Source organism: Nitrosospira briensis C-128 (assembly GCF_000619905.2).
GTDB lineage: Bacteria > Pseudomonadota > Gammaproteobacteria > Burkholderiales > Nitrosomonadaceae > Nitrosospira > Nitrosospira briensis.
Genome location: NZ_CP012371.1, coordinates 2,724,449 through 2,746,421, shown reverse-complemented (window position 1 = coordinate 2,746,421; position 21,973 = coordinate 2,724,449). Strand labels below are relative to the sequence as shown.

Below are 21,973 nucleotides of genomic sequence, written 5' to 3'. Positions count from 1 at the left end.
GTCAAATTTCTCCAGCGACTTACTGTGCGGGTGCAGCATGCAGCGTGAGTGTCATTACCCGCTTGTATCAGCATATGGGGGTCGATATCCATTCGGCAGCGCAAGGTGCGAACCATGTCGGTAACGACCCGCGACGCTCGTCATGCAAGCATTGCGGGCATTTGGCTTCGAGTAGTCCTGGTGTTCGCGATGACCTTGCCAATGCTGATTTTATATGCCATCAGCACGCTTGGGCCCCTCATTGGCCATGACTTGCGCTTTGAGCCCGCATTACTGGGTTATCTGGTAATGAGCTCATTTGGCCTGGCAGCAATTTTGTCGCTATGGGCGGGAATTTTCGTAGACCGTATTGGTTCACGTTATGCATTGATAGCGCTTTTCTTCACCATCGCATCGGCTTTTACGCTGATGGCATCGGTTGAAAATTTTTATGGCTTGGTCGCGGCCGCCGCTGTTTGCGGCATCGCCCAGGCCCTTGCAAATCCGGTCACGAATTTATTGATCGCGCAGCAGGTTCCGCCGGAAAAAAGAGCACAGGTCGTAGGACTCAAGCAATCCGGCGTTCAGGTCGCGGCCCTTTTCGCCGGCCTGGTGCTTCCCGGCATCGCAATCCAGTATGGCTGGCGTGTCGCATTAGGCATGATTGTGCCGGCGGCAATATTGTTCGGGATAACGGCACCTTTCGTCACCCCTAAAATACATGCAAGGACGGGCAGGAGATTCATGTTTTTGCCACCGAATTCGCTGCTGCTGCGGCTGATGGGCATTCAGTTCTGCGTGGGCATATCGCTCTCCGCCTTCGTCACATTCTTGCCTACCTTCGCTACCCAGCAAGGCATGCCGCTATCCATGGCCGGCACCTTGATCGCCGTTTTCGGTGTAATGGGAATAATCTCGCGCATGGTATTGACTCCGATGGGCGCAAAACTTGCAGACGAGTCGCTACTTTTACTCGTACTGATCGCTATTGCGGCTTGCGCGGTGATGGCGACGATGCAAGCGGGGCCGGCAAAGCTTTGGTGGCTGTGGGTTGGTGCAGCGGGCATGGGGCTCACCGCGGTAGGCACTAACGCGATCGCAATGAGCATGCTGATCAGAGATCCAGCTTTTGGTCCTGTAAGTGCCGCGTCTGGCCTCGTTTCGGCTGCTTTCTTCGGCGGTTTCGCGCTGGGCCCGCCGCTTTACGGTGCCTTGTCCAATTATTCCACCGGCTTGCCGCTTGGCTGGAGCATGCAGGTTAGCTCCCTTTTACTCGCATGCGCCCTATCTTTGGTATTGGCGTCCGCCCGTCGCCGCAAAGTACAGGCACCCACTTGCTGATCCTTCATCAACCGGAATCCGGTAGTACCGATATGGCTTACGAACCGCTATTAAGCCGTAAAGAATTGATAAATGCGCTTGAATTGATGATGCACCGTATGGAGATCATTGACTCTCACGTTATGGGCGGCTTTCCCCTTTATTCACCGGGACATACTGATCGCTGGATTGTCTCCCCGGGGGGTTCCTGGACCGGAGGATTCTGGGGGGCATGGTGGTGGTTGCGATCGCGACTAACCGGATCAACCGCGGATCAACGCAAAGCATCGGATATCTGTCAGCGCTTATCCTCGAAAATCAGCGTCGATTCCGTTAATCGAAGCCTGATTTTTTGGTATGGCGCATCCCTGGGAGCGCTCTGGTTTGACGATACCAATGCACACAAGCTTACAGGAGAAGCCATCGCCGCACTTGCGGCTTCCTATGATCCGGAAATAAATTGCATACCCCTTGGTACCGGTATGGGCGGCGGAAAAGACGGAAACAAACTCATTACGACGGATACCTTTGCTTCCTTAACGCAGCTTCTCGGCCACAGTGATCGTGATGATTACGCACACATCTCGCAATGTCATGCAAATACGATATTGACGGCATGTCATGCAGATGATGGCGTATTTCATTCCGTCGCACATTTTGAACAAGAGCGTTTTTGTCCCTCCGATCGAGCAGGCATGTGGTCTCGTGGTCAGGCTTGGGCCATGTTGGGATTGAGCCGGGCGGCGGCGCGATGGGGAGAACCTTACTTGACCCATGCCCAGTCTGCCTGTGAATATTGGAAGCGTTCTCGTCTGGAACCTCTGCCTCCAAACCGGCTCGACAATCCCTTGGGTCTTTCCGATCCATCGTCTACCGTGATCGCGTCTCTGGCAATGCTGTCGCTGGCTGATATCGTACCGGATGGCACTTCATGGCGCATTCATGCCCATCAGCAGATCGCTGCAATCGTTCGCAGCCGATATTTCACGGGTCTTGACGAAAGTAAAACAATTTCACGCAGGACCGCGCCGGGAAAATTCTGGGGCTGCTGTTACAAAACCAATGAAGGAAAGGATGCGCTGGTCGAGTCGGCCTGGGGCAGCTTTTTTCTCATGGCGGCACTCTGCGTGCTTATTGGCGCCATCGAACCGAACCACTGTTAAAGGATCTGAAATGGGATATGAAATGATGAAATACATGCGCTTCCGCTTGATCAGCCACATGATGTCCTGTTTATTGCTGATCCTGACAATCTCTGTTTCGTCTGGAGCCGTCGCCGAGAAAACGGAGCACGAATCTGTTCTGCTGCACGCAGCAAGAGTTTTCGATGGCTATAACATCAGAACCAACACGTCGGTATTAGTGATAAATGGGCGAGTTGCACGAATTGATACGCGTGAATCACTTGAGTCCAGTCATGTGAGGGTCATCGATCTGGGCGATTCAACGATACTACCCGGCTTTATCGAACTGCATGCGCATCTTTCATTTCAAAATATTCCGGCCGATACTGTCCTGAAGCATGGCATTACGACCATCCGGGACGTCGGCGGGCCCCTACATAAGCCATATGGCGGAGATGGCGCTTTACGTGTACTCACCTCCGGACCAATAATTACCGCACCGAACGGCTACCCTATCCCGATGTTGGGAGATACCAACATCGCAACAGCGGTTTCAACGGAAGAAGAAGCACGCGCAACCGTCCGCGATCTTATCAGGGGGGGCGCTGTCGTGATCAAAATCGCGCTGGAACCCGGCGGTGAAGCGGGCGCTCCGTGGTCCTCCGGTCACGGCCATTCCAGTCACGGCCATGATTCCAGTCATGGTCATCATGATCCAGCGGTTATCGAACATGCAGAGGCCCGGCATCCACATGCGCATGATTCTTCCCATGCAAAACATGCATGGCCACTGCTACCGGAAAATATCGTCAGAGCGATCGTGGATGAAGCACATAAAAACAATCGTCAAGTGACGGCACATATTGCTGAGGTAACAGGCGCGCAAATTGCAATCAATGCAGGTGTTGACGAGTGGGCTCACATGCCATGTAACGTTATTCCCGAATCGCTGCTAAAGCAGGCAGTGGCGCAGAATGTAAAAATAGTCGGTACGCTGGATACGCTATCGAAATGTTCCGGGATTGCAGGTAATGCCCGCAACTGGGCAGCGCTTGGAGGAGAACTTTTATACGGCGCCGAGGTTGCGCATCCGGATATTCCGAGGGGTATCGATGCGCAAGAGCTTATGTACATGATGCAAATGGCGAAGCTGGGCGTAATGGACGTGTTGCGCGCTGCGACTTCGAAAGCAGGCCAGCATCTGGGTTTACCGCTGCTGGGTACACTGCAAAAGGATGCGCCCGCGGATATCATTGCAGTCCGGGGAGATCCTGCTCATAACCTGAAAATCTTGGAATATCCTGATCTCGTTATGTCCGGCGGTCAAATTGTAGTAAATAACTTCAAGAAGCCGCGTGTTTCGCCATGATCGTCATCAATTTTTTCTGATGCCCGATTCCTGATCCCCATCGAGCTTAAGTGGTCCTTCGCCGGAAAAACGGTCCAGATAAAGATAGATCACCGGCGTAATGAAAAGCGTGATTACCTGCGAAAACAGCAAGCCTCCTACCACGGCAAGTCCCAGAGGTTGACGCAACTCCGCACCCGCACCCAAACCAAGCGCGATAGGAAGCGCGCCCATCAGTGCTGCCAGCGTAGTCATCATTATCGGCCGGAAGCGCAGCAGACACGCGGTCCGGATCGCCTCATACGGCTTCAGGCCGTCGTTGCGCTGGGCATCGAGCGCAAAATCGATCATCATGATCGCGTTCTTCTTGACGATGCCGATCAGCATCAGGATACCGATCATGGCGATAATCGACAGTTCCATATTGAACAGCCACAACATCCCCAGCGCACCGACGGCAGCGGAAGGCAAGCCGGACAGGATCGTGAGCGGATGGATATAGCTCTCATATAGCACACCAAGCAACACGTAGATTACCAGCAATGCAGCGACAATCAGGACCACCTGGCTCGTTTGGGAAGACTGGAACGCCGCAGCGTCTCCCGCATAACTGGTGAGAATGCTGGCTGGCAGATTCAGCTCGTGTTTGAACTGGTCGATATGGGCGGAAGCGTCGCCCAGGGATGCGCCGGGAGCCAGGTTAAACGATATCGTCATCGCTTCGAGCTGACCCGCATGATTGATTGCAATCGGCCCCACTTCACGCTCGACTGTCGCAACGCTTGATAATGGCACCAGCATGTCATTTTTGGCGCGAAGATAGATTTTGCCGAAAGCGCTCTCGTCGAGCTGATGCTCAGCGGCAACCTGCAAGATAACCTGATAGCTATCGCTGGAGGTATAGATTGTCGAGACCTGGCGTTCACCGAAGGCGCTATAAAGGGCGGAACGGATATCGGCCATTTGCACGCCCAGCAGATTGACCTTGTCGCGATTGATATTGACCCTGGCTTCCAGGCCCTTCAGTTGCGCATCGCTGGTCACATCCCGGAAGATGGCATCCTCGCTCATGCGTGCAATAAGACTATCGGCTGCGGCGCGCAGTTCCTCGGCTCGAACGCTACGCATGACGTATTGATAGCGGCTCTTGCTCATGCGGCCGCCGAGCCTGAGATTCTGGATGGGGTTGATAAATACGTTTACGCCCGGGATCGCGCGCACATCCCGCCGCAGCTCTTCCGTTATTTTTTCAATGGACGAGCGTTCGCTGCGCGGCTTGAGCGTCATGTACAGCCGCGCGCTATTGCTTTCGCTGGCGTAAATAATCAGCGTATCGACCGCGGGATGGGCGCTGATCACCTCGCCGGTACGTTGCAACAACTTGGTCATGGCGGGGAAGGAAATATCCTCGACAGCATCCACTGTGATCAGCGCCTGACCAATATCCTCATTAGGGAAAAAACCCTTGGGCAAGACCATGAATAATACGCCGGTGGCGAAGAAGGTGCCAAATGCAATGCCCAGCACCGTGCGCCGGTATATCAACGCCAAATCGAGCAGACGCTCATAGGTCGCCAGAACTTGATTGAATCCACGATCGAACCATTCAGTCCATCTCAGGCTGAAACTTTCGGCTTCGTGCCGGGCAAGGTAGCGGCTGGTCATCACTGGCACTAACGTAAGCGATACGACAGCCGACATCAGAACAGCGATTCCCACAACAGCGGCAAACTCATGAAAAAGCAGACCAATCACGCCGGGCATGAAGAAAATAGGAATAAAGACGGCAACCAGCGAGAGTGAAATGGAAATGATGGTAAAGCTGACTTCCTTTGAACCCTGCAAAGCTGCCTGCACAGGCGAAAGGCCCTTCTCGATGTGGCGAACGATATTCTCGAGCATCACGATGGCATCGTCCACCACTAACCCGACCGCAAGGGTGATCGCCAACAGGGAAATGTTGTCCAGGCTGTAATCGAGCACGCGCATCATCGCTACGGTTCCCAGCAGGGAAATCGGGAGTGACAACGCAGGGATCAGGGTGGCGGAAGCCTTGCGCAGAAACAGGAAAATCACCAGCAAGACCAGGAAAATAGTGATTGCCAGCGTAACCTGAACATCATGTATGGAATCGCGAATAGAAACCGAGCGATCGGTGGTAAGCTTAAGCTGAACGGACGACGGCATCTGGGCAACCAATCGGGGTATTGCTGCCTTGACGGCATCGACAGTCGCCACGGTATTAGCGCCCGGCTGGCGCTGCACCGAAAGCGTAATTGCGCGCTCTCCGTTAATCCAGCTTGCTGTCTTGAGCGATTGGACGCTGTCTTCAACCTCCGCGACTTCCGAAAGCCTCACGGGATTTCCATTGGGTGACGTCGCAACAATCAGTCTCGCAAATGCAGCCGCATCGCTGAGCTGGCGATTGGCCTGGATGGTGAGCGCCTGGCGCGGCCCCTCCAGTGTACCAATCGGAGAATTGGCGTTGGCGGTTTGCAGTGCGGCAGCAATGTCATCAAGCGTCAAATTGCGTACCGCCAGGGCTTCGGGGTTCGCGAGCACGCGCACAGCATATTTTTTCTGGCCGTTGATTTGCACCTGTGCGACACCGGCGAGCGTCGACAACGTTGGAGAGATAAGGTCCTCAGCAAAGCTGTTCAGCTCCGGCAATGACATGGAAGGCGACGTCAGGGCCAAAAAAATGACAGGTGAATCAGCCGGATTGATCTTGCGGTAGGACGGCGGGGCGGTCATTTCAACTGGAAGCGATCGCTGGGCACGCAGTAGCGCTGCCTGCACGTCTATGGATGCACTGTCGATATCACGGTTCTGGTCGAACTCCAGTGTGATCGTGGTATTGCCCAGCGTACTCGTCGAACTGATTACCGAAAGGTCGGAGATCGTGGCAAATTGACGCTCGAGCGGAGCCGCCACCGACGAGGCCATTGTCTCCGGGCTCGCCCCAGGCAGCACTGCGCTGACGGAGATGGTGGGTGAGTCGTAACTCGGCAGTGCGGCGATGGATAAGCCACCGTAGGCGATAATGCCGGCCACGACCGCGGACGCTGACAACAGCACCGTCATTATCGGACGGCGAATACATAATTCGGAGAGATTCATTACTTACTTATGCGCCCGCTTTAACGGCCGGCCAGATAAGCTCCTATACGCTGACTTGCTCATCTGGCCTGTGGAACGGTTGACACCATGGCCGACCTCCTGGCCGCGGCCTCAGCTACCAGACCGCCCGGCCTGAGATTCTGTGCGCCTTCCACGACAATGCTGGTGCCGGGAGCGATGCCTTCCCCTTCTATTACCGCGAGCCCATCCTGGACTAGCGCCACGCTGATTGGAATGGAATTCACCTTGCTATCGCCGCCGACCACATAAATGAATTTTCCTTCCGGTCCATTCTGCACCGCCTGGACCGGAACCGTCAGTGCGTGCTCCAATGTGCGCGGAGAGAGCGCCACCGTGACGAACATGCCGGGCCACAGATGTTTGTCCGCATTGGGGAATTCCGCCTTGAGGGCAATTGTGCCGCTTGCCGTATCCACGGCGTTATCAATAAATATGAGCCGTCCCGTTCTTGTCTGCGTCCCCGCGGGATCAAGTTTCACAGTCACAGGTACTTCAACTTTTGCGCGCGCTTGTTGCAGGGGAACAAGCTCCCGCTCCGGCAAAGTAAAATTGACATTGATCGGATCGATCTGCGTGATGCTCACTAACGCATCGGTCGGCTGCACCAGACTTCCCTGGTAAACAGAGATAGCTCCGGTCCGCCCGGCAATGGGCGCAGTGATCACGCTGAAACCGCGCGCAACGAGATTAGCCTGCACGGTGGCCTGATCAATCGCAAGCTGGCCGCGCATCGCATCAGCCTGATTCTCTGCCACGTCGAGCGCAGCCTGCGAAATGAAGTTTTGCCGATACAGCTCACGCTGGCGTTCAAGGTTGCGCTCGGCATTTCTCAGGTCAGCCCTGGTTTTTGCGAGTTGTCCCTCGGTCTTGCTGAGATTGGCATCCTCGGTACGTGCATCAAGCGAAAATAGCGTCTCACCCTTTTGCACGAATTGTCCTTCCTTGATATGCACTGCCTTAATGACCGCGCTAAGCTGAGGCCGAACCACAACCGTTTGCTGCGCGGATACCGTGCCGTTTGCGGTAAGTCTCACCGGTACATCGCTTTGCGCAACCACTGCGGTCACTACAGTCGTCACCTCCGCCGGCTTGCTCTTCGCTTCAGTCGCAGCACCGTGGTTACGCCAGACCCAGGAACTGGCGATCAATGTCGCCAGCACAAGGCCGGATATCATCACTTTCCGGCGGGACCTGGCCGGTCTTGCAGGCTTTGTTCGAGCAATAGTTTCCATCGGCGATGTCTCACTTACCTGCAATTGAACCAGCAGCAAAAAGCGAAGCAGTATGCCATAGTCCCATTATTGTTTCCCTATGCCAATCATGCGCCCTGCTACATTCCCTCAATCCACGACCCTCCCCCCAGCCAGGCGTATCCGCCACGCACAACGGCTTGAAATAGCTTCGTCATGCGTCACGAGAACCAAAGTGGTGCCACGCTCGCGGTTCAGCTCAAACATGAGCTCGATGATTTGCGCCCCTGTGGTGGAATCGAGGTTACCGGTCGGCTCATCAGCCAGCAACAATTGCGGTTGCGTCACGAAGGCGCGTGCAATAGCGACACGCTGTTGCTCACCGCCGGACAGTTGCCGGGGGTAGTGCGTCAGACGCATTCCGAGGCCGACTCGTTCAAGCAGCTTCAGCGCGGCAGCCTCTGCATTGCCTGTACCGATCAGTTCCAGCGGCAGCATCACGTTTTCAACTGCGGTCAAGGCAGGTAGTAACTGGAATGACTGGAATACGAACCCCAGCATGCGCCCACGCAGCGCCGCTCGCGCATCTTCATCCAATAAAAAAATATCTTCTCCGTAAAGATGAACCTTACCGCTGGAGGGCGTATCTAATCCTGCGAGCAGCCCCAGTAGTGTCGACTTACCCGAGCCTGACGCCCCCACCACAGCAACCGAGTCACCTGCATTTATCTCCAGATGGATATTCTCCAGAATGGTAAGCTGTTCACTGCCCGTACTTACTTGCTTGGTCAACCCGATTGCCTGCACAATAGGCCGCACAATAAAATTATCTGTCATGAAAAATTTCCTGGTTATTCTGTATATCCTGTCAAGTATCGGAGTTACTGGCTCAGGCGCGGCAGCACCGCCGGAGCCTGCGACCACAGCCGGAACCACTACTATCATGGTATTTGGGGACAGCTTGTCTGCTGGCTATGGCCTGCCGCACAATGCGGGATGGGTCAGTCTGCTGAAGAGGCAGCTGCAAACAAAATCGCAGGCAACGCTGATCAACAATAGCATCAGTGGCGAAACGGCGGCAGGAGGACGAAATCGGATCGTGCAAGCGATCAAGACCCATCGACCGGACATCGTAGTCATCGAACTTGGTGGCAATGATGGGTTGCGAGGGGCGCCTATCGAATCCATCCGTGATGATCTCGAAGCCATCATTGAAGCGTGTTTGCGAAATAAAACCGCGGTACTGCTGGCCGGGATGCAATTGCCGCCTAATTATGGCATAGCCTATACGCAAAAGTTTCAGGATATATACCCGCAACTGGCTAAACGCCATGGGCTCAAACTGGTGCCTTTCCTGCTGGATGGATTTGGCGACAAACGGGAATTTTTTCAGGCAGACGGGATACATCCAAGTGCCCAGGCGCAAGAAAAAATTGTGGATAATGTGTGGAAAATTTTAAGAACGATGATCAAATCCCCCGAAGCCGTTGCTTATGAAGAACCTGGAACTTCACGCTGATCAGCTACTCGGGTTACCAGCAATTATACTTTCAATAATCCAAATCCGCATCATGCTATTCCGGGTATTGCAACCGTTTGACCAATTTTAATGTAGTTTTCCTCTCTCCCCGGCTCGCACCATGAATAATGGAAACTATCGGCATATTTTACTCGCAGTGGATTTTTCGGAGCACGGAAACCATGTCGCGCGGAAAGCAGGCCATCTAGCAGCACTGTTCCACGCCAAATTGAGCATGATTCATGTGCTGGATGATATACCCATGCCCGATACAGCGTATGGAACCGAAATCGCCCTGGATGAATATTCAACATATGAATTGCTGGAGGCGGAAAAATTCAAGCTGAAGCAGGTCGGTAACCAGCTGAATGTGGATCCTGCCCGTCGATGGATGGTTTGGGGCGTGCCTGGACAGGAGATTGTACGGATTGCCGAGCGGGAGCATATCGATCTAATCGTCGTGGGGTCGCATGGCCGTCATGGCCTTGCCTTATTGCTGGGATCAACAGCAAGCAGTGTGCTGCATCATGCCGGATGCGACGTCCTGGCAATTCGTTTGCAGGACGAAGCTGCGCATGAACGCCCATCGGAGGATGTGGCGTTTAACCCGTTAGGCTAACAGCCTGTCGGATTTAAAGGAAATATCCAGGACTGCCCGCCTGCCGCCTATGCCTGGTATTACCAGAATCTCCACCAGGGTTCAGCGCTTTTTCCAGTTGAATCCTCGAAGAATCGGCTATCGGGGAAATTTTTTTTCATCACGCGATGCGCATCGTCACGCAAATCGGTCATGCCCAGCGCATCGTACGATTTCATCATGATGAATAACGCTTCTTCCGTGGCCGGAGTCTGCGGGTATTCCTTCAGCGCATATTGAGCACGGTTGGCAGCGGCAACGTAACCGCCCCGCTTGATGTAATAACGTGCCACCTGGACTTCATTCAAAGCCACTACATTAACCAGATGCTTCATTCGCTGCACCGCATCGGCCGCGTATTTGCTTTTGGGATAGCGGGACACTAATTCCTTGAAATTTTCAAATGATTCGCGTGACGCTTTCGGATCACGCTCGCTCATATCCTGATTGAGAATTTTTTCCGACACGATGCCCATCAATCCGAGATCGTCGTTGAAATTCGACAGGCCCTTGAGGTAATACGCATAATCGACATTGGTATGATTGGGGTGAAGCTTGATAAAGCGGTCGGCAGCCGCAATAGCCGTGGCCGGTTCGCCATCTTTATAATAGGCATACGCGACTTCAAGCTGCGCCTGCTGCGCAAAGCGGCCGTAGGGATAACGTGCCTCCAGCGCTTCGAATAGCTTGATGGCGCCTCCATAATTCCCTTCGTTCAATTCCGACTTTGCTTCAGAGTAGTACTTGCTTGCGGACCAATTCTTGGAGTCCTTCACCTCTTTGGACAACAGCCCGCATGCGGATAGCAGCAACACCAGAAATAAAGCTACACTACGTGACATGATGAGTTATTTGGAAACCAAAAATGGATTTGGCCATTATAGCGCAAAGCCCATACGGTCTGAATCGACTGAAACCACGATCGAGCTGATAATCCCCCGGCATTTTGCCGGAGCGCGGCTTGACCAGGTTCTGGCGCAATTGCTGCCTGATTGGTCTCGCAACCGCCTGCAGGCATGGATACGGGAAAAACGTATCAGCGTTGATGGTAGAGATGCTATTCCCAGACAAAAAGTGTGGAGTGGAGAAAAGATCGAGGTCAAGCCAGCGCATTGCTTCATCGAAACCAGCCACGCAGCCGAGGCTATCTTGCTGGATATCGCCTATGAGGATGACGAACTGATTGTCATCAACAAGCCAGCCGGGCTGGTAGTTCACCCCGGCAGCGGCAATTGGCAGGGAACCATGCTGAACGCGCTGTTGCATCACGCCGCGCAACTGGCCGCAATACCCCGCGCCGGCATTGTTCACCGGTTGGATAAGGATACCAGCGGCCTGCTGGTCGTGGCGAAAACGCTTGAAGCCCAGACCAGTCTGGTGCGGCAACTGCAAAAGCATACTGTAACGCGCAATTACCTGGCGCTGGTGCTGGGCCAGGTGTCGGTGGGGGGATGGGTCGATGCCCCGGTAGGACGGCATCCGGTACAGCGGACGAAAATGGCTGTGATTGCGAGCGGCAAAGAAGCGCGCACCCATTACCGCGTACAGGAAAAATTCGACGAAAGCACTTTGCTCCAGTGCAGCCTGGAAACCGGACGCACCCACCAGATTCGCGTGCATATGCACTCCATCGGTCACCCACTTATGGGAGACCCCGTATATGGCGGCAAGCCCAAAAAAAGCATTCTCGAGGCCATGCGGCTGATTGGTTTTTCGAGGCAGGCACTGCATGCGCAAAAACTGGAACTCACCCATCCACAAAGTGGCATGAGGATGGGCTGGGACGCGCCATTGCCCGAGGACATGAGCAGCCTCCTGCTGAGGCTGCGGCAACACCAATGATCAATTCATGAGCGGTATGAGCGATTGGATCACCCCTGGCTGGCCCGCGCCGAGCAATGTCAAAGCACTGTTCACCACGCGTAATGGCGGGGGCAGCAGTGCACCTTATGCCAGCCTCAACCTGGGCGATCATGTTGGCGATGATCCATTAATCGTCAAACAAAACCGTGCCCTGCTACGCCGGTTTTTGCCAGGCGAACCCGGATGGCTCAAACAGGTGCACGGCACAGAATCGATAGACTTTGATGAGCATGATTGCACATCCTCATGTGAGAGCGATGGAGCGTTCAGCCGGCGCCCGGGAGTTGTCTGCGCGGTACTCGTGGCAGATTGTCTGCCGGTACTATTGTGCGACCGCGCGGGCACCACGGTTGCCGTAATTCATGCAGGGTGGCGCGGAATGGCCGAGGGAATTATCGAACGCACAGTATCGGCGATAGGTACGTTGAACAGTCCGCTCATGGCCTGGCTCGGCCCGGCAATCGGACCCGATCATTTCGAGGTCGGTGAAGAGGTACGCAAGGCCTTTATCGAACGTGATGAAACATCCGCTTTCGCCTTCATTTCCCGCAATAATGGCAAATGGTTAGCCGATCTTTTCCTGCTGGCGCGACAGCGACTAACGGACGCCGGCGTGGCGGAAATTTACGGTGGCGGAGAATGCACTTTCAGCGACCCGGCGAGATTTTTTTCTTATCGTCGCGATGGCAAGACCGGGCGCATGGCGGGACTGATCTGGCTGGAGCAGTAGGTCAGCGTTGGAGCACCAAGGAAGCGCGGCTGAAGCGGCATTATGAATATGCCATCGCAGGTTCGTTGCAGCCCTACCGCGCTAACGCCTGAATTCACGTCTTGCAAAAGCGTATAATCCCGCATTTTTCACGAATCGCAGTAAATGTCCATTCTTGCCTGGATCATAGTCACCAGCCTTTTCGGCGGTATGTTGAGCGTGCTGTTCGCCGCCGCGCTGACGCTTAATACCCGCGCCTCGTGGGTACAAATGCTGGTCTCATACGCTATCGGCGCGCTGCTGGGGGCCGCTTTTCTCAATGCGCTGCCGGAGGCGCTCGAGCTTTCAAAAAATCCGGCGCAGATGACCGGCACAGTGCTGTTCGGTATCCTGTTATTCTTCATTCTGGAAAAACTGGTATTGTGGCGCCACTGCCACGCGGAGGAATGCGAGGCCCATGATCGTCTGCCCGGCGCTGCCATCGTTGCAGCACCGAGCCCTGATCAGCATGATCATGGCCGTAGCGGTATGATGATCATGCTGGGCGATACGTTTCACAATTTTGTCGACGGCATACTCATTGCCGCGGCATTTATGGCGGATGTGCAATTGGGCATTGTTACATCCATTGCCATCATTGCCCACGAAATCCCGCAGGAAGCCGGTGATTTTCTGATTCTGCTCAATTCGGGCTATACTCGCCGGCAGGCACTTCTCTTTAATCTTTTTTCCAGCGCCGCCACTTTGCTCGGGGGATTGTCGACCTATTTCATGTTGCAAGACATGAACCACTTCATCCCCTCGCTGCTGGGACTGGCTTCGGCCAGCATGATTTATGTGGCAATGTCGGACTTGATTCCCGGGTTGCATAAGCGCCCGGAAATCGGCGCGACTGTCCAGCAGGTCGCACTCATCACGCTGGGTATCAGCTCCATTTGGCTGGCTGGCAGCCTCTTCACTCACCCAGCATAATTTGTAAATACTTGGAAAGTCTTGATGCCGACCTTCCGGCGTGGACATAATTCTTCCGACTGTTTTTCCTGTTTATCTTGAATTTCATTTATTCTTAGAAATCCCTCACATGGCAGCTCTCAAGCAACCTCCCCCCAAAATCGGCTTTGTCTCGCTTGGTTGTCCCAAGGCGCTGGTGGATTCCGAGCAAATTCTTACTCAACTACGCGCGGAAGGCTATGAAACTTCCTCTACGTATGAGGACGCCGATCTGGTGGTCGTCAATACCTGCGGCTTCATCGACAGCGCAGTAGAAGAATCGCTGGATGCCATCGGCGAGGCGCTGGCGGAAAATGGCAAAGTTATCGTCACCGGCTGCCTCGGCGCCAAAGGCGGCGGCGAGGTGGTAAAACAAGCCCATCCACAGGTGCTGGCGGTTACCGGTCCCCATGCTCTGCCGGAAGTCATGGCAGCGGTACACATGCATCTGCCGCAACCGCACGATCCTTACACCAGCCTGATTCCCCCGCAGGGAATAAAGCTCACGCCCAGGCACTATGCGTATGTCAAGATATCGGAAGGTTGCAATCATCGCTGCACTTTCTGCATCATTCCTTCCATGCGCGGCGACCTGGTCAGTCGCCCCATCAACCAGGTCATGCAGGAAGCGGAGAATCTGGTCAATGCAGGCGTAAAGGAATTACTGATAATTTCGCAGGACACCAGCGCTTATGGCGTGGATGTGAAATACCGCACCGGCTTCTGGCAAGGCAGGCCGCTGAAGACCCGCATGACCGAACTGGTTCGCGCATTGGGCGAATTTGGCGTTTGGGTACGGTTGCATTACGTGTACCCCTACACGCACGTCGATGAAGTGATCCCTCTGATGGCCGAGGGGAGAATCCTTCCCTACCTCGACGTACCGTTTCAGCACGCCAGCCCGCGCATTTTAAAGGCCATGAAACGTCCTGCCAGTGCTGAAAACAACCTGGAGCGTGTCAGGCAGTGGCGTGAGGTATGCCCGGATATCACACTGCGCAGCACCTTCATTGTCGGCTTTCCCGGTGAGACTGAAGAGGAGTTCGAACAGCTTCTGGCGTTTCTCGAAGAAGCGCAACTGGATCGCGTCGGCTGCTTTGCCTACTCTCCGGTGGAGGGTGCTGTGGCGAACGCGCTACCCGGCCATATTCCGGAAGAGATAAAAGAAGAACGGCGCGCCCGCTTCATGGCGGTACAGGAAAATATCAGCACCGCGCGCCTTGCCCAAAAGATCGGAAAACATATGACCGTGCTGGTAGATGAGGTGCAAAAAAATAAGGCCGTCGCCCGGAGCACTGCCGATGCACCTGAAATCGATGGCGTGGTTTACATCGATAACGCGAAAAATGTGAAGCCCGGTGAATTTATGGAGGTTGAGATCATCGGCTCCGATGAGCATGATTTACGGGCGAAAGCAGTAGATACATAATTCTGAATCCGTCAGTTGACTGCTCGTTTTTTCAGCTCATTTGTTAACTGAACGCTACAACCGAAAAGGATTTTCCGTACCTCTTTCGTACCTCGCAAGCTTCGCGTTCTTGAATTCGGGTTAATCGGTTTTTTGCGTGTTAAAAAACCTGACAAAACTTGGCCATCATTGGCCGGGTTCGAATCTTATACGTTACCGGAGATGAATTTTGAGAAATATTCTTGCCATTACGCTGATCCTTATCGCCTCTACTGCAACGGGAAATGAGGTCGATACGCGCCGAATCCTTCCGCTTACCGAGCATCAACGAGACCACGTGCTCACGGAAATGCGCGCCCTGCTAGCGGGAACGCAGAATATCCTGGATGCGCTTTCCAAAGAGGATATGACCGCGGTGGCGCGAGAGGCACGCTCGCTTGGTATCGGTATGGCGCATAAAGGCGAGGATCATCTCAAGGCTGTATTGCCGAAGGAATTCATGCAGATGGGTATGTCGGTCCACAAGGCCTTCGATCAAATCTCTGCTGACGCAGAGTCCATGCAAGATCCCAAGCATACCCTATGGCAAATGAGTAAAGCGATGCAAACGTGCAATGCGTGCCACGCCAGTTATCAGATTCGCCTGAAGGGGCATTCGACGGGGCAGGAAACGCAATCCTCCCATCATCAGCATTAATGAAGACTGCTTAGTCAAAGGGGTTTCGGACTGTTGAGTATCTCGCTCCCAAAGCGAGGCCTGACACGGAAAACAATATTTCCGCCATGCTATCCACTTCAGGACAGTGATGAGGCAAAAAAATAATCAGAGTCAGAGTACGATTTCATTACTAAAATTCACTCCAAACCCTGATTATGCGATTGTTATTATTGTTGAATTATTGTTATTGTTGTTAACTGCCCCTTTTCACTTCTTTACTGCTGCGCTGCTAAAAAGTCCAGCCAGATTGACTGGCCTCGTCAGAGTCCGGCAAACCTTCGCATTACCTACCGACTTGATCTCTCGCTCTATCTAAGCATTTTTCATGCCAGATGCTATAGCCAAAATAAAACAGAGGGTTATACACACAATCCGAACAGTGTAAATATTAGTGTAAGAATTTTCGGCATCTATCGCGTTGGCGTCGTATCGTGGTAATGTGACTGGACGTCATGATGAGCACTGGCGAATGGGCTGAAAACCTCGAATATTTTACTGACGCTAACTCGCACAGTTCCGCACAGTTCAGATAACGGATTCATGCAGACGAACGATTCGCTTTGCTTTTACAAAGGGCTAGAATAGAAAACAATAAGCAGGGCTGCGCAAGCCCGATATTCTATCATTAGCATTGTCCAAGGACAGTCACCATGCCGGAGAATGAGGGCAGCAATTCATCGATAGTATTGCGCCGCGTAACCGGTGAGGATGGCGCGCCGCGTTTAATGCTCACGGGGAACTGCACTCTGACGGCCCTTGGAAAATGGCTGCAGCCGCTATCCGCCGAACTTGACAATGAAGCAGCCGATCCGGAGCTACGCTGGGACCTCACCGGAGTCCGGCAAATGGATGACGCAGGTGCGGTTCTGCTGTGGCGAGCCTGGGGCAATCGACGCCCTCGGCATTTGCGGTTGCGGCGCGAGCATGAAAGACTTTTTGATCGACTGGAAAAAATACCCGCCCCGCCCGCGCCTGTGCCGCGCGATTTACTGTGGCCGATCACAGTCCTCGGAAATGCAGTTTTTCTGCTGTGGGAGCATTTGACCGGCCTCATCATTCTATCCGGCCGATTATTGCTGGACGCGATTTACCTCACCCGCCATCCTGCACGGATCCCCTGGCGTGAAATATCCGCGAACCTGTATCGCACCGGCGCCCAGGCGTTGGGTATCACCGCGCTGGTAGGATTTCTCATCGGTATCGTGCTGAGCTATCTTTCTTCCAAACAATTGCAGATGTTTGGCGCGGACATATTCATCATCAATATTCTTGGCATCAGCATCGTTCGCGAGCTCGGCCCGGTGCTGGCCGCAATATTGGTCGCAGGACGCTCCGGTTCATCCATGACCGCGCAACTGGGTGTCATGAGGGTTACCGAGGAGCTTGATGCGCTGACTGTGATGGGTATACCTCACAGTCTGCGCCTGGTGCTGCCCAAAGTCATGGCACTGGGTATCGCGATGCCACTCGTAGTGTTATGGACGAGCGCCATCGCTTTGATAGGGGGAATGGTGGCTGCCGAGATTCAGCTAGGGCTTGGCTATCAGTTTTTCTTAAGCAAGCTTCCTGATGTGGTGGCCATTGCCAATTTGTGGCTGGGGCTGGGCAAAGGCGTTGTGTGCGGCATGGCGATCGCGCTGATCTCCTGTCATTTCGGCCTGAGAATCAAATCCAATACGGAAAGCCTCGGCGAAGGAACGACGAATTCAGTCGTCACGTCGATTACCGTTGTTATTATTATCGATGCGATTTTTGCTGTCGTTTTTTCCAATGTTGGAATAGGGTAAGGCGATAATTGATGACGAATGGAAACTACGTTATCGCGGTTGAAGGACTGTATACCCGTTTCGGCACGCATGTAGTGCATGAAAACATTAACCTGTGCGTACGTCGCGGCGAGGTCCTTACACTGGTTGGCGGCTCCGGCAGCGGCAAAACCGCTTTGATACGACAGATGCTGGGCCTGGAAACACCCGCGCAAGGTACAGTCAGGATTTTTGGCGAGCCCGTGCATGGTCGACGGCACGAACAGCTGCAATATATGCGCAACCGCTGCGGGGTATTGTTTCAGAAAGGCGCCTTATTCAGCGCATTATCGGTATATGACAATATTGCATTGCCCATGCGCGAGCTGCGGACACTTGACGAGGACATGATACGTAACCTGGTTATGCTCAAACTTAAAATGGTGGAAATCGACACAAAACATGCGATCAGAATGCCTGCCGAGCTTTCCGGCGGCATGATCAAACGCATCGCGCTGGCACGGGCCATGGCACTGGATCCCGAATTGCTGTTTCTGGACGAGCCTACCGCGGGACTTGACCCTGAGCTGAGCGATGGTTTCGTCAAGCTGATCCAGACGTTGCGTACCGAATTGACGCTGACCATCGTCATGGCAACGCATGATGTGGAAACGCTGGTTGCCCTTTCCGACCGCGTGGCGGCCCTGGATGAACAGCGCATGGTAGCGCTTGGAACGCTTCGGGAAGTAGTCAATACGAGACACCCATTTATTACAAAATTTTTCTGCGGTGAGCGTGGCAAGAAGATACTGGAAAATAATCGCAATAATTTATAGGGGATTATTATGGAAAACCGTGCCCATGCCCTTGTGGCGGGTTTATTCGTAATTTTTCTGGGTGCAGCCATAGCCGCCGTGGCCATGTGGTTAAGTGGCGACACACTGACGCGTGATAAATACTTGCTGGTATCGGCGTTTCCCATTACCGGGCTCAACTCCCAGGCAACGGTACGTTACCGTGGATTGACTGTGGGCAAAGTGGAGGATATCCGTCTGGACCCAAAAGATTCCCATACCATTCTTATCCGTATTGCCGTGGACAAGGATCTCCCGCTGACCAAAAACGCATACGCGCAGCTTGGCTATCAGGGACTGACAGGCCTTGCGTTTGTGCAATTGAATGACGAAGGCGGCGAAGCGGAGAGGCTGAAAACCGATTCGGACAATCTGGCACAGATTCCCTTTCGCCCCTCCGAGCTGGATAGCATAACCACTTCCGCGCAACGTCTGCTCAGCAATGCCAACGGGCTGGTAGAGCGTCTGAATCTCGTTTTTGACGATCAGAACCGGGCGCGGTTTACACGCATACTGGAAAATACAGAGGGGGCGACCGGCCAGATGCGCCACCTCATCACGCAACTGGAACCCGGAGTCAGGAAATTGCCGGGGTTGGCCGCCGATGCAAGCTCCGTACTGAATCATACTGACCAACTGGTAATCGGGCTTAACCAGATCACAACCAAATTGAATCAGCAGGGGGGGGCTATCGACAGCCTTTCTCAAACGGCCGGCGAGCTTACCGGCACCATGCATAAACTGCATGGCGTGGCTGAAGGAATCACGCGTAACTCCCGCAACGTGGATCGCGTTCTTCTGCAACTGGAAGAGCAACCCGGGAGTCTTCTGTTTGGCAGATCGCCGCCACCTCCCGGTCCGGGAGAAGATGGTTTCGTATCTCCTGGGGGAAATTAAAATGAAAAAAATCCTGGTTCTGGCAATAGTAACGCTCACCGGATGCGTCGCACCTCGGACGCAAGCACCCACGGCGATATATGATTTCGGCTTGCAACAGTTTACGATTCCAGCCAATAATGCCGACGCATCGAGCAATGTACGGCTACAGGCAAGTCTGCTGGTGGCGGAAGCGGCAGCGCCAGCCTGGCTGGACAGCACAGCGATTCATTATCGTCTGGCATATCATGATCCAGCGCAAGCTTATGTCTACGCCAGCAACCGTTGGGCTTCCCCTCCCGCAACATTGCTCACCCAGTGGATCAGGAGTCGAATTGCCGGGATCAGCGATGGCGGAGTGATGAGCACCGCCGATAACGTGCAGACGGATTATATTTTGCGCGTGGAACTCGAAGAATTTACCCAGGTATTCGACACCGCCGACCAAAGCCGGGCGGTGGTAAAATTGCGCGCCAGCCTCATCAACCGTGATACGCGTTCGCTGGCGGCGCAACGTAGTTTCCATATCGAGCAGGTGGCACTCACACTCAATGCCGCAGGCGCAGTGCGGGCGTTAACGGAAGCGAGCGATAAGCTGATCGGGGATCTACTTGGCTGGCTTGTCAAGGAACTGCCGGAGGAAAAGAATATCGTGACGTCCTGAAAACCTGGACGTCGAAAAAGCTTGGCGGATTTGAAACGCAGAAGATTTTTTTAAAATAATTTTCGGTAATCTTCTACAAGGCTGAATTATTTCAGCGACCCAAACACTCGCTGGAGTAACTTACTGCCCTGGCCCATCGGGTCGTTGCGGATGGCGCGTTCCTCCTCGGCCATCATCAGATAGAGCCCGTCCAGCGTTTTTTGTGTAACGTAGTTTTCAATATTCGCGTCCTTTTCCCCAATCAAACCCAATTTCGCGCCCTTTCCCGCGAATTCATTGTATTTCTTGATCAATCCTACCTGATCCGTTGCATTTTTTACGATCGGCAAAAATTTTTGAGACAACGCGTCTGAAGTCGTTGTACGAAAATACTGTGTTGCCGCGTCGTCGCCACCAGTCAATATGGCTCTGGCATCTTTCACGGACATCTTTTGCACCGCGTCCATCAGCAGCGGCCTGGCTTCGGCTGCTGCTGTCTCCGCCGCATGATTCATTGTCACGATCAAGCCGTCGGCATATTTACTCATGCCCAGAGTGCGCATGATGCCCTCCACTTTCTGCAGCGCCCCGGGCAGCGGTATTTTAACCTTGGGGTTATTGAGAAACCCATCCGCTACCCCGAGCTTGTCCACTGCCACATCCGCACCCTGAGTGAGTGCTTGCTTCAGCGCACCCGTCGTATCTTCATCGGAAACGGGACCGCTTCCCGTAGCACAGGCGGGAATAAAAACGACAAGCCAGATAATAAATACAGTGATGGTACGCATTTGGGCAACTCCTGTTGGGTGCGCGCTACTTGCTGGCCGTAAAGTATCCTGGTCGTTTACAAAAAAACACCGTGGAATTATCGATTATCGGTTATCGGTTATCGGATACCGGCTTCATGCGCCTGCTGGTCGGCATGGTAGCTGGAGCGTACCATGGGGCCGCACGCCGCATTGCTGAAACCCATTTCAAGGGCGGCGCGTTCCAATTCCTTGAATCCTTCCGGCGGCACGTAGCGTAATACAGGTAAATGTCCAATGCTGGGTTGCAGATATTGGCCGATGGTGAGCATCTCGACATCGTGTTCGCGTAAATTGCGCATTACCTCAAGAATCTCGTCGTCGGTTTCCCCCAAACCCAGCATCAAGCCGGATTTTGTCGGAATATCCGGAAAATTCACCTTGAAGTCTTTCAGTAATTTGAGCGAATGTGCGTAATCGGCGCCCGGGCGGCACTGCCGATAGAGCCGCGGAACAGTTTCCAGATTATGATTCAACACGTCCGGAGGACAGGCAAACAATTTTTCCAGGGCAACTTCCAACCGACCGCGAAAGTCCGGTACGAGGATTTCTATTTTTGTCCGCGGCGAATGGGCCCTGACCTCACGTATGCAATCTACAAAATGCTGAGCGCCACCATCACGCAGATCATCGCGATCGACGCTGGTGATGACGACGTATTTCAGCTTCATGGCGGCGATGGATTGCGCCAGGTGTAGAGGCTCCTGCGCATCCGGTGCCAGCGGCTTACCGTGCGCCACATCGCAGAACGGGCAACGGCGAGTACAGAGGTCACCCAGGATCATGAATGTCGCAGTGCCTTTGCCGAAACACTCGCCGATGTTGGGGCAGGAAGCTTCTTCGCATACGGTATGCAGTTTCTGTTCCCGCAGGATACGTTTAACCTCGTAGAACTCCTGACTATTGGACGAACGTACCCGTATCCATGAGGGTTTACGCAACACCTCGTCGGCGGATTGCGGCAGAATTTTGACGGGATTACGCGCGGTCTTGGCCGCACCTTTCTGGCGAGTTTCGGTTGTCATGGGTAAAACGAATTATTCCTCTTGGTGGGGTATATAAAAAACGCACATCCGGCGGATATCCACTGCAGGTTTCCGATA

20 protein-coding genes are annotated in these 21,973 nt (G+C 53.8%); 14 read left to right on the top strand and 6 right to left on the bottom strand.

Annotated elements, in window-relative coordinates; all coding sequences use genetic code 11:
• Positions 1-114: 114 nt before the first annotated feature.
• From F822_RS12510 to F822_RS12500, 3 genes are read left to right on the top strand one after another with little or no spacing between them, the layout of a single operon-like run.
• Complete coding sequence (locus tag F822_RS12510) at positions 115-1,320, top strand: MFS transporter (RefSeq protein WP_025042037.1); 1,206 nt, start codon at positions 115-117, stop codon at positions 1,318-1,320.
• Positions 1,314-2,462: a hypothetical protein gene (locus F822_RS12505; RefSeq protein ID WP_025042038.1), complete on the top strand. Its 1,149-nt coding sequence runs from the start codon at positions 1,314-1,316 to the stop codon at positions 2,460-2,462. Before F822_RS12510 ends, F822_RS12505 begins: the two co-directional genes overlap by 7 nt.
• A 22-nt stretch (positions 2,463-2,484) precedes the next feature.
• On the top strand, positions 2,485-3,792 hold the full coding sequence (locus F822_RS12500; protein WP_197272825.1) for an amidohydrolase family protein: 1,308 nt from the start codon (positions 2,485-2,487) through the stop codon (positions 3,790-3,792).
• A 6-nt stretch (positions 3,793-3,798) separates the two neighbouring features.
• Here the strand turns inward: F822_RS12500 and F822_RS12495 are convergent, their stop codons facing one another.
• The 3 genes from F822_RS12495 to F822_RS12485 all read right to left on the bottom strand — a co-directional run bounded on the left by F822_RS12495 (position 3,799) and on the right by F822_RS12485 (position 8,939).
• A complete protein-coding gene (locus tag F822_RS12495) occupies positions 3,799-6,891 on the bottom strand; it encodes an efflux RND transporter permease subunit (RefSeq protein ID WP_025042040.1) in 3,093 nt (1,030 codons plus the stop codon).
• A 59-nt stretch (positions 6,892-6,950) separates the two neighbouring features.
• Complete coding sequence (locus F822_RS12490) at positions 6,951-8,087, bottom strand: efflux RND transporter periplasmic adaptor subunit (RefSeq protein ID WP_025042041.1); 1,137 nt, start codon at positions 8,085-8,087, stop codon at positions 6,951-6,953.
• Between the two features lie 165 nt (positions 8,088-8,252).
• Positions 8,253-8,939 (bottom strand): ABC transporter ATP-binding protein, encoded by a 687-nt coding sequence (locus F822_RS12485; RefSeq protein WP_025042042.1) that lies wholly within the window; start codon positions 8,937-8,939, stop codon positions 8,253-8,255.
• On the opposite strand from F822_RS12485, the gene F822_RS12480 reads away from it, so the two are divergent.
• Positions 8,938-9,621 (top strand): arylesterase, encoded by a 684-nt coding sequence (locus F822_RS12480; RefSeq protein WP_025042043.1) that lies wholly within the window; start codon positions 8,938-8,940, stop codon positions 9,619-9,621. The two genes, F822_RS12485 and F822_RS12480, sit on opposite strands and share 2 nt — an antisense overlap.
• Before the next feature lie 121 nt (positions 9,622-9,742).
• Positions 9,743-10,240 carry a universal stress protein gene (locus tag F822_RS12475; protein ID WP_025042044.1) on the top strand — a complete coding sequence of 166 codons (498 nt, stop codon included), beginning with the start codon at positions 9,743-9,745 and terminating at the stop codon, positions 10,238-10,240.
• Between the two features lie 59 nt (positions 10,241-10,299).
• On the opposite strand, the gene F822_RS12470 is transcribed toward F822_RS12475, so the two are convergent.
• Positions 10,300-11,100, bottom strand: a complete 801-nt coding sequence (locus F822_RS12470) for an outer membrane protein assembly factor BamD (RefSeq protein ID WP_025042045.1) — start codon at positions 11,098-11,100, stop codon at positions 10,300-10,302.
• Between the two features lies 1 nt (position 11,101).
• On the opposite strand from F822_RS12470, the gene rluD reads away from it, so the two are divergent.
• From rluD to F822_RS12425, 9 genes are all read left to right on the top strand, one after another.
• On the top strand, positions 11,102-12,100 hold the full coding sequence (gene rluD / locus F822_RS12465) for a 23S rRNA pseudouridine(1911/1915/1917) synthase RluD (RefSeq protein ID WP_231623608.1): 999 nt from the start codon (positions 11,102-11,104) through the stop codon (positions 12,098-12,100).
• A gap of 16 nt (positions 12,101-12,116) precedes the next feature.
• Complete coding sequence (gene pgeF / locus F822_RS12460) at positions 12,117-12,851, top strand: peptidoglycan editing factor PgeF (protein WP_025042047.1); 735 nt, start codon at positions 12,117-12,119, stop codon at positions 12,849-12,851.
• A 144-nt stretch (positions 12,852-12,995) separates the two neighbouring features.
• Positions 12,996-13,802 (top strand): ZIP family metal transporter, encoded by an 807-nt coding sequence (locus tag F822_RS12455; RefSeq protein WP_025042048.1) that lies wholly within the window; start codon positions 12,996-12,998, stop codon positions 13,800-13,802.
• 109 nt (positions 13,803-13,911) lie between these two features.
• The gene (gene rimO / locus F822_RS12450) at positions 13,912-15,249 is read left to right on the top strand and encodes a 30S ribosomal protein S12 methylthiotransferase RimO (RefSeq protein ID WP_025042049.1); all 1,338 of its coding nucleotides are present in this window, start codon (positions 13,912-13,914) and stop codon (positions 15,247-15,249) included.
• 208 nt (positions 15,250-15,457) lie between these two features.
• Positions 15,458-15,925 carry a hypothetical protein gene (locus F822_RS12445; RefSeq protein ID WP_025042050.1) on the top strand — a complete coding sequence of 156 codons (468 nt, stop codon included), beginning with the start codon at positions 15,458-15,460 and terminating at the stop codon, positions 15,923-15,925.
• Between the two features lie 671 nt (positions 15,926-16,596).
• Positions 16,597-17,733 carry an MlaE family ABC transporter permease gene (locus F822_RS12440; RefSeq protein WP_025042051.1) on the top strand — a complete coding sequence of 379 codons (1,137 nt, stop codon included), beginning with the start codon at positions 16,597-16,599 and terminating at the stop codon, positions 17,731-17,733.
• Positions 17,734-17,744: 11 nt separating this feature from the next.
• Entirely contained in the window at positions 17,745-18,527 is a 783-nt protein-coding gene (locus tag F822_RS12435) for an ABC transporter ATP-binding protein (protein WP_025042052.1), read from the top strand.
• A gap of 9 nt (positions 18,528-18,536) precedes the next feature.
• On the top strand, positions 18,537-19,442 hold the full coding sequence (locus F822_RS12430; RefSeq protein ID WP_025042053.1) for an MlaD family protein: 906 nt from the start codon (positions 18,537-18,539) through the stop codon (positions 19,440-19,442).
• 1 nt (position 19,443) lies between these two features.
• On the top strand, positions 19,444-20,085 hold the full coding sequence (locus F822_RS12425; RefSeq protein ID WP_025042054.1) for an ABC-type transport auxiliary lipoprotein family protein: 642 nt from the start codon (positions 19,444-19,446) through the stop codon (positions 20,083-20,085).
• Between the two features lie 86 nt (positions 20,086-20,171).
• Here the strand turns inward: F822_RS12425 and F822_RS12420 are convergent, their stop codons facing one another.
• Together F822_RS12420 and lipA are read right to left on the bottom strand one after the other, a co-directional pair.
• Positions 20,172-20,852 carry a DUF4197 domain-containing protein gene (locus tag F822_RS12420; RefSeq protein WP_025042055.1) on the bottom strand — a complete coding sequence of 227 codons (681 nt, stop codon included), beginning with the start codon at positions 20,850-20,852 and terminating at the stop codon, positions 20,172-20,174.
• Between the two features lie 98 nt (positions 20,853-20,950).
• Positions 20,951-21,895 carry a lipoyl synthase gene (gene lipA / locus F822_RS12415; RefSeq protein ID WP_025042056.1) on the bottom strand — a complete coding sequence of 315 codons (945 nt, stop codon included), beginning with the start codon at positions 21,893-21,895 and terminating at the stop codon, positions 20,951-20,953.
• Positions 21,896-21,973 lie beyond the last annotated feature (78 nt).

Bases quoted from the DNA above. Each gene is read 5' to 3' on its own strand.
- F822_RS12510 (WP_025042037.1), top strand. From the start codon at position 115: ATGTCGGTAACGACCCGCGACGCTCGTCATGCAAGCATTGCGGGCATT.
- F822_RS12500 (WP_197272825.1), top strand. From the start codon at position 2,485: ATGATGAAATACATGCGCTTCCGCTTGATCAGCCACATGATGTCCTGT.
- F822_RS12495 (WP_025042040.1), bottom strand. From the start codon at position 6,891: ATGAATCTCTCCGAATTATGTATTCGCCGTCCGATAATGACGGTGCTG.
- F822_RS12490 (WP_025042041.1), bottom strand. From the start codon at position 8,087: ATGATATCCGGCCTTGTGCTGGCGACATTGATCGCCAGTTCCTGGGTC.
- F822_RS12480 (WP_025042043.1), top strand. From the start codon at position 8,938: ATGAAAAATTTCCTGGTTATTCTGTATATCCTGTCAAGTATCGGAGTT.
- F822_RS12485 (WP_025042042.1), bottom strand. From the start codon at position 8,939: ATGACAGATAATTTTATTGTGCGGCCTATTGTGCAGGCAATCGGGTTG.
- F822_RS12475 (WP_025042044.1), top strand. From the start codon at position 9,743: ATGAATAATGGAAACTATCGGCATATTTTACTCGCAGTGGATTTTTCG.
- F822_RS12470 (WP_025042045.1), bottom strand. From the start codon at position 11,100: ATGTCACGTAGTGTAGCTTTATTTCTGGTGTTGCTGCTATCCGCATGC.
- rluD (WP_231623608.1), top strand. From the start codon at position 11,102: ATGAGTTATTTGGAAACCAAAAATGGATTTGGCCATTATAGCGCAAAG.
- pgeF (WP_025042047.1), top strand. From the start codon at position 12,117: ATGAGCGATTGGATCACCCCTGGCTGGCCCGCGCCGAGCAATGTCAAA.
- F822_RS12455 (WP_025042048.1), top strand. From the start codon at position 12,996: ATGTCCATTCTTGCCTGGATCATAGTCACCAGCCTTTTCGGCGGTATG.
- rimO (WP_025042049.1), top strand. From the start codon at position 13,912: ATGGCAGCTCTCAAGCAACCTCCCCCCAAAATCGGCTTTGTCTCGCTT.
- F822_RS12440 (WP_025042051.1), top strand. From the start codon at position 16,597: ATGCCGGAGAATGAGGGCAGCAATTCATCGATAGTATTGCGCCGCGTA.
- F822_RS12435 (WP_025042052.1), top strand. From the start codon at position 17,745: ATGACGAATGGAAACTACGTTATCGCGGTTGAAGGACTGTATACCCGT.
- F822_RS12430 (WP_025042053.1), top strand. From the start codon at position 18,537: ATGGAAAACCGTGCCCATGCCCTTGTGGCGGGTTTATTCGTAATTTTT.
- F822_RS12425 (WP_025042054.1), top strand. From the start codon at position 19,444: ATGAAAAAAATCCTGGTTCTGGCAATAGTAACGCTCACCGGATGCGTC.
- F822_RS12420 (WP_025042055.1), bottom strand. From the start codon at position 20,852: ATGCGTACCATCACTGTATTTATTATCTGGCTTGTCGTTTTTATTCCC.
- lipA (WP_025042056.1), bottom strand. From the start codon at position 21,895: ATGACAACCGAAACTCGCCAGAAAGGTGCGGCCAAGACCGCGCGTAAT.